At 70.8% G+C, this 8,837-nt stretch carries 8 protein-coding genes; all 8 read left to right on the plus strand.

Annotated features, from left to right (window positions below):
• Positions 1 to 47: 47 nt before the first annotated feature.
• Positions 48 to 1,628: a sugar ABC transporter ATP-binding protein gene (locus J5X86_RS44780; RefSeq protein ID WP_208522359.1), complete on the plus strand. Its 1,581-nt coding sequence runs from the start codon at positions 48 to 50 to the stop codon at positions 1,626 to 1,628.
• Positions 1,625 to 2,668, plus strand: a complete 1,044-nt coding sequence (locus J5X86_RS44785) for an ABC transporter permease (protein ID WP_078639691.1) — start codon at positions 1,625 to 1,627, stop codon at positions 2,666 to 2,668. Before J5X86_RS44780 ends, J5X86_RS44785 begins: the two co-directional genes overlap by 4 nt.
• A complete protein-coding gene (locus J5X86_RS44790) occupies positions 2,665 to 3,636 on the plus strand; it encodes an ABC transporter permease (protein ID WP_208522360.1) in 972 nt (323 codons plus the stop codon). Before J5X86_RS44785 ends, J5X86_RS44790 begins: the two co-directional genes overlap by 4 nt.
• A gap of 29 nt (positions 3,637 to 3,665) precedes the next feature.
• The gene (gene rhaS / locus J5X86_RS44795) at positions 3,666 to 4,745 is read left to right on the plus strand and encodes a rhamnose ABC transporter substrate-binding protein (RefSeq protein WP_208522361.1); all 1,080 of its coding nucleotides are present in this window, start codon (positions 3,666 to 3,668) and stop codon (positions 4,743 to 4,745) included.
• Positions 4,746 to 4,758: 13 nt separating this feature from the next.
• Positions 4,759 to 5,079 carry an L-rhamnose mutarotase gene (locus J5X86_RS44800; protein WP_208522362.1) on the plus strand — a complete coding sequence of 107 codons (321 nt, stop codon included), beginning with the start codon at positions 4,759 to 4,761 and terminating at the stop codon, positions 5,077 to 5,079.
• A 243-nt stretch (positions 5,080 to 5,322) separates the two neighbouring features.
• Positions 5,323 to 6,762 (plus strand): BNR repeat-containing protein, encoded by a 1,440-nt coding sequence (locus J5X86_RS44805; protein ID WP_208522363.1) that lies wholly within the window; start codon positions 5,323 to 5,325, stop codon positions 6,760 to 6,762.
• A gap of 3 nt (positions 6,763 to 6,765) precedes the next feature.
• Entirely contained in the window at positions 6,766 to 7,791 is a 1,026-nt protein-coding gene (locus J5X86_RS44810) for a LacI family DNA-binding transcriptional regulator (RefSeq protein WP_208522364.1), read from the plus strand.
• Positions 7,792 to 7,979: 188 nt separating this feature from the next.
• On the plus strand, positions 7,980 to 8,837 hold an 858-nt coding region (locus tag J5X86_RS44815; protein WP_208522384.1), incomplete at its 3' end, for a LacI family DNA-binding transcriptional regulator.

Raw genomic sequence — 8,837 nt, forward strand, 5'->3', positions numbered from 1 at the left:
ATTGAAACATTTCATTTGTTGCCCCTGCATACGCGTCAGGAGACTCCGTGAGCCAGCCTGCTTCGACCGGTGTGCCGGTCCTCGCCCTCGAGGGGGTGAACAAATCCTTCGGCGCCGTACGGGCCCTTCGCGATGTCTCGCTCGAGCTCTTCGCCGGTGAGGCCCATGCTCTGGCCGGTGAGAACGGGGCGGGTAAGTCGACGCTGATCAAAGCCCTCGCCGGGGTGCACCGGCCCGACTCCGGCCGGGTGCTGCTGGACGGCGAGCCGGTGGTCTTCCACGGCCCCGCCGACGCGCGCGACGTCGGCATCGCCGTCATCTACCAGGAGCCCACGCTCTTCCCCGATCTGTCCATCGCCGAGAACATCTTCATGGGCCGTCAGCCCCGCCGGGCCCTCGGCCGGATCGACCACAAGGCCGTACGGACCTCCACCGCCGCCCTGATGGCGCGGCTCGGCGTCGACCTCGACCCGGACCGGCCCGCCCGGGGCCTGTCCATCGCCGATCAGCAGATCGTCGAGATCGCCAAGGCGCTCTCCTTCGACGCCCGGGTGCTGATCATGGACGAGCCGACGGCGGCGCTGACCGGAAGCGAGACCGCCCGGCTCTTCTCGGTCGTCGAGACGCTGCGTGCCGAGGGCGCCGCCGTGCTCTTCATCTCCCACCGACTGGAGGAGATCTTCGAGCTCTGCCAGCGGGTCACCATCCTGCGGGACGGCCGGTGGGTGGCCTCCGAGCCGCTGACGGGGCTGACCCAGGACGATCTGGTCCGCCGCATGGTCGGCCGGGACCTGGCCGAGCTCTACCCCAAGCAGGACAGCCGGGTCGGCGAAACCGCGCTGTCGGTGCGGCGGCTGACCCGTGAGGGCGTCTTCCGGGACGTCTCCTTCGAAGTGCGGCGCGGTGAGATCGTCGCGCTCGCCGGGCTGGTCGGCGCCGGGCGCACCGAGGTTGCCCAGGCCGTCTTCGGCGTGGACCGGGCGGACGCGGGCGAGGTGCGGGTCGACGGGACGGTGCTGCGGCCCGGTTCGCCGACCGCCGCCATGGACGCCGGGCTCGCGCTCGTCCCCGAGGACCGGCGCCAGCGGGGCCTGGTGATGGAGATGTCCATCGAACGGAACATCGGCCTGACCGGCCTCGACCAACTGGGCCGCGCGGGGCTGGTGCAACGGACGCTGGAGCGCGGCCGGGCGGCCGACTGGGCGGTCCGGCTCCAGCTGAAGTACGGCAGCCTCGCCGACCACGTCGGGGTGCTCTCCGGTGGCAATCAGCAGAAGGTCGTGCTCGCCAAGTGGCTGGCGACCGAGCCCACGGTGCTCATCGTCGACGAGCCCACGCGCGGGATCGACGTCGGCACCAAGGCCGAGGTGCACCGGCTGTTGTCGTCGCTGGCCGCCGACGGCCTCGCGGTGCTGATGATCTCCTCCGATCTGCCCGAGGTGCTGGGCATGGCCGACCGGGTCCTGGTGATGCACGAGGGCCGGCTGGTCGCCGAGATCCCGCGCGCCGAGGCCACCGAGGAGTCCGTCATGGCCGCCGCGACAGGGCTCACCGGCGACATCGGTGTCACCGGTGACACCGGTGACACCGACGTCACGGGCCTCACCGGCGAAAGGACACGGACGTGAGCGTGACCGTCGAGAAACCCGGGAAGCCCGCCGCCGCGCCGGAGACGGCGCGCTCGGCGCGCTCGCTCGTCGACGCCGTCTTCCGCGCGCGGGAGATCAGCATCGCCGGCGCCCTCCTGCTGCTGGTGCTGTTCACCTGGATCGCCGAGCCGCGCTTCCTCAATGACCAGGGCATCAAGGACCTGTTGCTCAACGCCGCGATCCTGGTGCTGCTCGCTGTCGGGCAGTCGGTGGTGGTCATCACCCGCAACATCGATCTGTCGGTCGGCTCCGTGGTGGGCCTGTCCGCCTTCGCCTGCGGGAAGTTCGTCTCCGGCACCGACCACGGGGTGCTGACGGTTCTGCTGCTCGGCCTCCTCGTCGGCGCGGGCTGCGGCATCGTCAGCGGTGCGCTGGTGAGCTTCGGCCGGGTGCCCGCGCTGGTGGTGACCCTCGGGATGCTCTACATCATTCAGGGCGTCGACTACTGGTGGGCGCAGGGCGAGCAGATCAACGCGGCCGATGTGCCGCAGTCCGTACTGGACCTCGGCAGCGGCAGTGTGCTGGGCATCCCGTATCTCCCTCTGATCGCCTTCGCGGTGCTCGCCGCGACCGCGTACGTGCTGCGCACCTACCGGAGCGGCCGTGAGCTGTACGCCATCGGCTCCAGCCCGGAGGCCGCCCGGCTGGCCGGGGTGCCGATCCGGCGGCGGGTGCTCGGTGCGTATCTGTTCTCCGGCGCCGTCTCGGGCTTCGCGGGCGCGCTGTGGCTGGCCCGCTTCGGCACCGTCGTCGCCGACAACGCCCACGGCTGGGAACTCACCGTGGTCAGCGCGGTGGTGGTCGGTGGCGTCGCCATCGTCGGCGGCACCGGCACGGTGTGGGGCGCGGCGCTGGGCGCGCTGCTGCTCACCACCATCGGCAGCGCCCTGGCCGTGCTGAAGGTCGACTCCTTCTGGCAGGACGCCATCGCGGGTGCGCTGCTGCTGGCGGCCATCAGCGTGGACCGGATCGTGAGGGTGCGCATGACCCGTGCGCTGAGGAAGAGGAGCGCTCGATGAAGCTCAGGTGGGACACCGCCGTCGGGGTGCTGCTGGTGGCCGTCTTCCTCACCGGACTCGGCACGACGGACGGCTTCGCGAGCCGCGACAACCTCGCCTTCGCCTTCAACGACATCGCCGAGGTCGCGCTGATGGCGCTGCCGATGACGCTGCTGGTGGTGGCCGGGCAGGTGGATCTGTCGGTGGCCTCGATGCTCGGCCTGGGCAGCGCGCTCACCGGCCAACTGTGGGACGCGGGCTGGGCGTTCGAGACCATCGTGCCGGTCGTGCTGCTGGTCGGGGTGGTCGGGGGGCTGATCAACGGCTGGCTGGTGACCCGGGTCGGGCTGCCCTCGCTCGCCGTCACCATCGGGACGCTCGCCCTCTACCGTGGGCTGGCCTCGGTGGTGCTCGGCACGGGCGCCATCACCGACTTTCCCGAGACGTACGCCAAGTGGGCCGTGGACATCACCACCGTGCCCGGCACCTTCCTCACCTATCCGGTGGTGCTGTTCATCGTGCTGGCCGCCATCGCCGCCGTGGTGCTGCACGCCACGGGTCTGGGCCGGTCGCTGTTCGCCATCGGCGCCCAGGAGGACGCCGCCTACTTCGCGGGCATCCGCGTCAAGCGCGTCAAGCTGCTGCTGTTCGTCGTCAGCGGGCTGATCTCGGCCTTCGCGGGGATCGTGTTCACCCTGCGGTACGGCAGCGCGCGGGCCGACAACGGCCAGGGCTTCGAAATGCTCGTCATCGCCTCCGTCCTGCTGGGCGGCGTCGACTTCGACGGCGGGAAGGGCACGCTGTTCGGTGCCGTCGCCGGGGTGCTGCTCATCGGCGTCCTGAAGAACCTGCTGACCCTCAACGACGTGGCCAACGAGGTCCAGGTGATCGTCACCGGGCTGCTGCTGGTGGCCTCCGTCCTCACCCCTCGCCTGATCACCACCGTGAGCGCCTGGCGTCACCGGCGCGCCGCCGCCTCGACCAGCTGATCCATCCACGCACCGCGAAAGGTCTCCCGATGAAGAGCTCTCCCGCGCGCCGCCGCGCCGCCGCCACCGCCGCCGCGGTCTGTGCCCTGGCCGTGGCCCTGGCCGGCTGCGGCGGCACCACCAAGAAGGACAACGACAACAGCGGCCCCGCCAAGACCGACGCCAAGGCCGACCCCGGCGCGCCCCTGAAGAAGGGCCTCAAGCTGGCCTTTCTGCCCAAGCAGATCAACAACCCGTACGAGAAGCTCATCGACCAGGCGGGGATCACGGCCGCCGGGGAGTTCGGCGGCAAGGGCAAGGAGGTCGGCCCGTCCGACGCCAGCGCCTCCTCCCAGGTGTCGTACATCAACACCCTGGTCCAGCAGCGCCAGGACGCCATCCTGATCGCGGCCAACGACCCCAACGCCGTCTGCGGCCCGCTCAAGCAGGCCATGAAGAAGGACATCAAGGTGGTGGCGTACGACTCCGACACCGCCCCGGCCTGCCGTCAGCTCTTCATCAACCAGGCCGGCTCCGAGGAGATCGGCCGCAGCCAGGTCCAGCACCTCGCCAAGCAGCTCGACTACAAGGGCGAGATCGCGATCCTGTCCGCCACCCAGAACGCCACCAACCAGAACACCTGGATCGGCTTCATGAAGGACGAGCTGCGCAAGCCCGCCTACAGGAACATGAAGCTGGTCAAGACGGTGTACGGGGACGACGACGACCAGAAGTCCTTCCAGGAGACCCAGGGCCTGCTCAAGGCGTATCCGGGGCTCAAGGGCATCATCGCGCCCACCACGGTCGGCATCGCCGCGGCCGCCCGCTACATCAGCGGCTCCTCGTACGAGGGCAAGGTCGTGCTGAACGGACTCGGCACGCCCAACCAGATGCGCAAGTACGTCAAGGACGGCACCGTCGAGCAGTTCTCGCTCTGGGACCCCAAGAAGCTCGGCTACCTCGGCTCGTACGCCGCGGCCGCGCTCGCCTCCGGGCAGATCACCGGGGCCGAGGGGGAGAAGTTCAAGGCCGGGAAGCTGGGCGAGTACACGGTCGGCAAGAACGGCGAGATCATCCTCGGCCCGCCCACCGTCTTCGACAAGTCCAACATCGACAAGTTCGACTTCTGAGGGCGGTCCGGCGATGCGGCGGGTGTGTTTTCTGCTGAAGGTCCGCCAGGACCGGATCGAGGAGTACCGCGAGCGGCACGAAACCGTCTGGCCCGAGATGCGGGCGGCGCTCGCGGAGACCGGCTGGCACAACTACTCGCTCTTCCTGCGCGAGGACGGGCTGCTGGTGGGCTATCTGGAGACCGAGGACTTCGAGGCGGCCCAGGCCGCGATGGCCGCCACCGAGGTCAACGCCCGCTGGCAGGCCGAGATGGCGCCCTTCTTCGAAGCGCTGGATGGCACGAAGCCGGACGAGGCGATGAAACCGCTCACGGAGGTCTTCCACCTCGCGTAGCCGCGGGGACGCGGCAAAGCGGGTGGCCCCTGGCCGGAGGCCGGGCCCCGGTCCTGCCGGGCCCCGGTCCTGCCGGGCCCCGGTCCTGCCGGGCCGCGGGGCGGGCTTCGGCCTCCGGCCTCGTCCCGGCCCCGGGGGCGCCCCCGGAATTCATGGGGTCCAGGGGCGGAGCCAATGGTTCGGGAAGGGGCGGGGCGGGGACAGAAGCTCGCCCCCCACAAGCGCACCAGGAAAGGAACGGACATGAGACCACTGGCCATCGCGGTCCTGGCCACCGCTCTGCTCGGCGCCGCCTCCCTCCCCGGTGGCAAGGCCGACGCCGCACCGCGAGGGCAACGAGCAGCCCCCGGCCCGGCCGTCAGCAAGCTCGCCGACACCCAACTGGACGCCAAGGCCATCTACTTCGAGTCGTTCGACGGCCTGGTCAACAACAACGCCTTCCAGAAGAACGGGTTGCTCACCTACAAGGGTTTTCAGTACGCCGTCTGGTACACCGGCGACCGCAGCGCGGTCATCGGCCGCCGCGCGCTGGCCCAGAAGAGCTGGCAGACCGTCACCCTGCCGCACCGGCTCACCGTCGACGACTCCCACAACGTCATCTCCATGGGGATCTCGCGGATCGACGGCCGACTGCATCTGAACATGGACTCCCACAGCAGCGGCTTCTTCTATGTGAAGTCGGTGGCCGGGCTGGTGGACGACCCCGCCGGGCACCCCTGGACCACCGGCCAGTTCGGCGCCGTCCAGACCACCCTCGACGGCCTGACGCTCACCTCCCAGTTCACCTACCCCCAGTTCATCGCCACCCCCGAGGGCCGGCTCCAGCTCAGCTACCGCTCCGGCGTCTCCGGCAACGGCCGCAACGCGCTCGCCGAGTACGACGGAAGCAAGTGGACGGCGCTCGGCGCATGGTCCTCTGCCACCGGCACCTACACCAGCGAGCACGGCTCCAGCACCGCCCGCAACATGTATCTGCACGGCATCGACTACGGGCCCGACGGCCGGCTGCAAGCCTTCTACACCTGGCGCGAGCAGAACAGCGCGGTGATGTGCGCGAGCGGCGGTCTCACCAACCACGACACCGGCTATGTCTACAGCTCCGACCGCGGCCGCACCTGGCGCACCGCGGCGGGCACGGTCGTCGGCACCACCGGTGGCTCGGACACGGTGGCGGTCGGCGACGCCGGAACCGTCGTCGACCCGCTGAACCCCGACCACTCGCTGATGAACCAGGAGAGCCAGGCCACCGACTCCGCCGGACTGCCGCACGCCCTCATCAGCTATGTCCCCGGCCGCTTCGGACAGTGCACCACCGACTATGCGGCCGACCGGAAGGCCAACGGCCGCACCTTCCACCTCTTCAAGGACGCCGCCGGCACCTGGAAGAAGACCGAGATCCCGGTGCCGCCAGGCTCCACCCAGCGCAGCCACCTGGTCTTCGACCGCTACGACAACGCCTACGCGGTGATGCCGTACGGCCGGATCGTGGCCGCGTCCAAGTCCTCGGGCTGGACGGACTGGAAGACCCTCTTCGACGGCAGTGGCCTGAACGCCTTCGGCGAGGTCGTCGTGGACGACACCCGGCTCGCGCAGGACGGCGTCCTGTCGTATCTGTATCAGCGGAGGTCCAGCGGCACCACACCCTCCGCCCTCCGCGTCATCGACTTCACGCTCCCCTCCTGACGGATGGCACCCGGGGTGGGCATCAAAGAGGTGGCGCGCGAGGCCGGGGTCTCGGTCGGCACGGTTTCCAACGTCATCAACCGCCCGGAGTCGGTGTCCGAGGAGACCCGGGCCCGAGTGCTGTCCACCATCGAGCGCCTGGGCTACGTACGCCAGGAGTCCGCGCGTCAACTGCGGGCCGGCCACAGCCGCATCATCGCGCTGCTGGTGCTGGACATGGCGAACCCGTTCTTCGTGGACGTGGCGAGCGGTGCGGAGCGTGCGGCGCGGGAGGCGGGGCTGGGGGTGATGGTGTGCAACAGCGCGCAGAGTCCCGAGGAGGAGGCCGACTACCTCGGCCTCTTCGCCGAACAGCGGGTGCGCGGGGTGCTGATGACCCCGGCCGATATGACCGGGCGCAACCTCGCCTCCTTCCGGCGGCAGCCCATCCCGTTCGTCCTCGTCGACCGGGTGCTGCCCAGCGCCGAGGGATGTTCGGTGTCGGTCGACGATGTCACCGGCGGCGAACTCGCCGTCCGCCACCTGCTGGGCCTCGGCCATCGCACCCTCGCCTATGTGAGCGGGCCGATGCGGCTGGCCCAGTGCCGCGACCGCCGCGAGGGCGCGCTGCGCGCCCTGCACGAGCAGGGGCTCGGCGAGTCCGCGCTGCGCCATGTCGAGGTGGAGCGGCTGGACGTGACGTCCGGCCGGGACGCGGGGGCCCGGCTGCTGGGCATGTCACCGCGGCCGACGGCGGTGTTCTGCGCCAACGACCTGCTGGCGCTGGGGGTGCTGCAGTCGCTGTACGGGGCGGGGGTGTCGGTGCCGGGGGAGGTGGCGCTGGTGGGGTACGACGACATCGAGTTCGCGGCGGCGGCCGCGGTGCCGCTGACGTCGGTGCGCCAGCCGGCCTTCCGGATGGGGCGTATGGCGGCCGAGCTGCTGATCGAGGAGACGGGGCAGCGGGCAGCGGACCACCGCCACCAGCGGATCGTCCTCCAGCCCGAACTCGTCGTCCGCGGGTCGAGCCTGGTCCGCTCCCGCGGCTGAGACGGGGCCCCGCGGTGGCCCGGATCGGCCCCGGAGCGACCCTGGATCGGCCCCCGAGCGGCCTCGGAGCCGTGCCGAGCGGGCCGCAGCGGCGGCCCGGTCCTGCCCGACCGGTCGAACAGAGCACTACCATGTTCCCGCGACCGCGGTGGGTCGCGGGAAGACGGAGGCTCCGGGTCGTGGGACGCATGGTGGGGATCAAGGACGTCGCGCGGCAGGCGGGAGTGTCCGTCGGAACCGTCTCGAACGTGATCAACCGGCCCGAGATGGTCGCCGAGGCCACGCGCGACCGGGTGCAGGGCGTGATCGAGCGCCTGGGCTATGTACGCCAGGAGTCCGCGCGCCAACTGCGCGCGGGGCGCAGCCGCATCATCGCGCTGCTGGTGCTGGACATGGCGAACCCGTTCTTCGTGGACGTGGCGAGTGGTGCGGAGCGTGCGGCGCGGGAGGCGGGGCTGGGGGTGATGGTGTGCAACAGCGCGCAGAGCCCGGAGGAGGAGGCCGACTACCTCGGCCTCTTCGCCGAGCACCGGGTGCGCGGGGTGCTGGTCACCCCGGCCGATGTCACCGGGGCCAACCTGGAGGGCTTCCGGCGCCACGACATCCCGTTCGTCTTCGTGGACCGCGAGGTGCCCAGCGCCGACGGCTGCTCGGTGTCGGTCGACGACATCGAGGGCGGAGCGCTCGCCGGCCGCCACCTCATCGCCCAGGGACACCGCTCCGTGGTCTACGTCAGCGGTCCGATGCTGCTCCCGCAGTGCCAGGACCGGCGCGCCGGGCTGCTCAGCGCGTTCGCGGAGGAGGGGCTGGCGACGGAGGCGATGGTGCATATCGAGGCCGAGCGGCTGGACGTGGCCTCGGGCCGGGACGCGGGCGCGCGGCTGCTGGGCATCTCACCGCGTCCAACAGCCGTGTTCTGCGCCAACGACCTCCTGGCGCTCGGAGTGCTGCAGGCCCTTTTCGCGGCCGGGGTGTCGGTGCCGGGGGAGGTGGCGCTGGTGGGGTACGACGACATCGAGTTCGCGGCGGCGGCCGCGGTGCCGCTG

The sequence above is a fragment of the Streptomyces sp. NEAU-YJ-81 genome (assembly GCF_017592595.1).
Taxonomy (GTDB): Bacteria; Actinomycetota; Actinomycetes; order Streptomycetales; family Streptomycetaceae; genus Streptomyces; species Streptomyces hygroscopicus_B.

Excerpts from the sequence above, each read along its gene's own strand:
- J5X86_RS44800 (WP_208522362.1), top strand. The coding sequence starts at position 4,759 with ATGCGGCGGGTGTGTTTTCTGCTGAAGGTCCGCCAGGACCGGATCGAG.
- J5X86_RS44810 (WP_208522364.1), top strand. The coding sequence starts at position 6,766 with ATGGCACCCGGGGTGGGCATCAAAGAGGTGGCGCGCGAGGCCGGGGTC.
- rhaS (WP_208522361.1), top strand. The coding sequence starts at position 3,666 with ATGAAGAGCTCTCCCGCGCGCCGCCGCGCCGCCGCCACCGCCGCCGCG.
- J5X86_RS44790 (WP_208522360.1), top strand. The coding sequence starts at position 2,665 with ATGAAGCTCAGGTGGGACACCGCCGTCGGGGTGCTGCTGGTGGCCGTC.
- J5X86_RS44805 (WP_208522363.1), top strand. The coding sequence starts at position 5,323 with ATGAGACCACTGGCCATCGCGGTCCTGGCCACCGCTCTGCTCGGCGCC.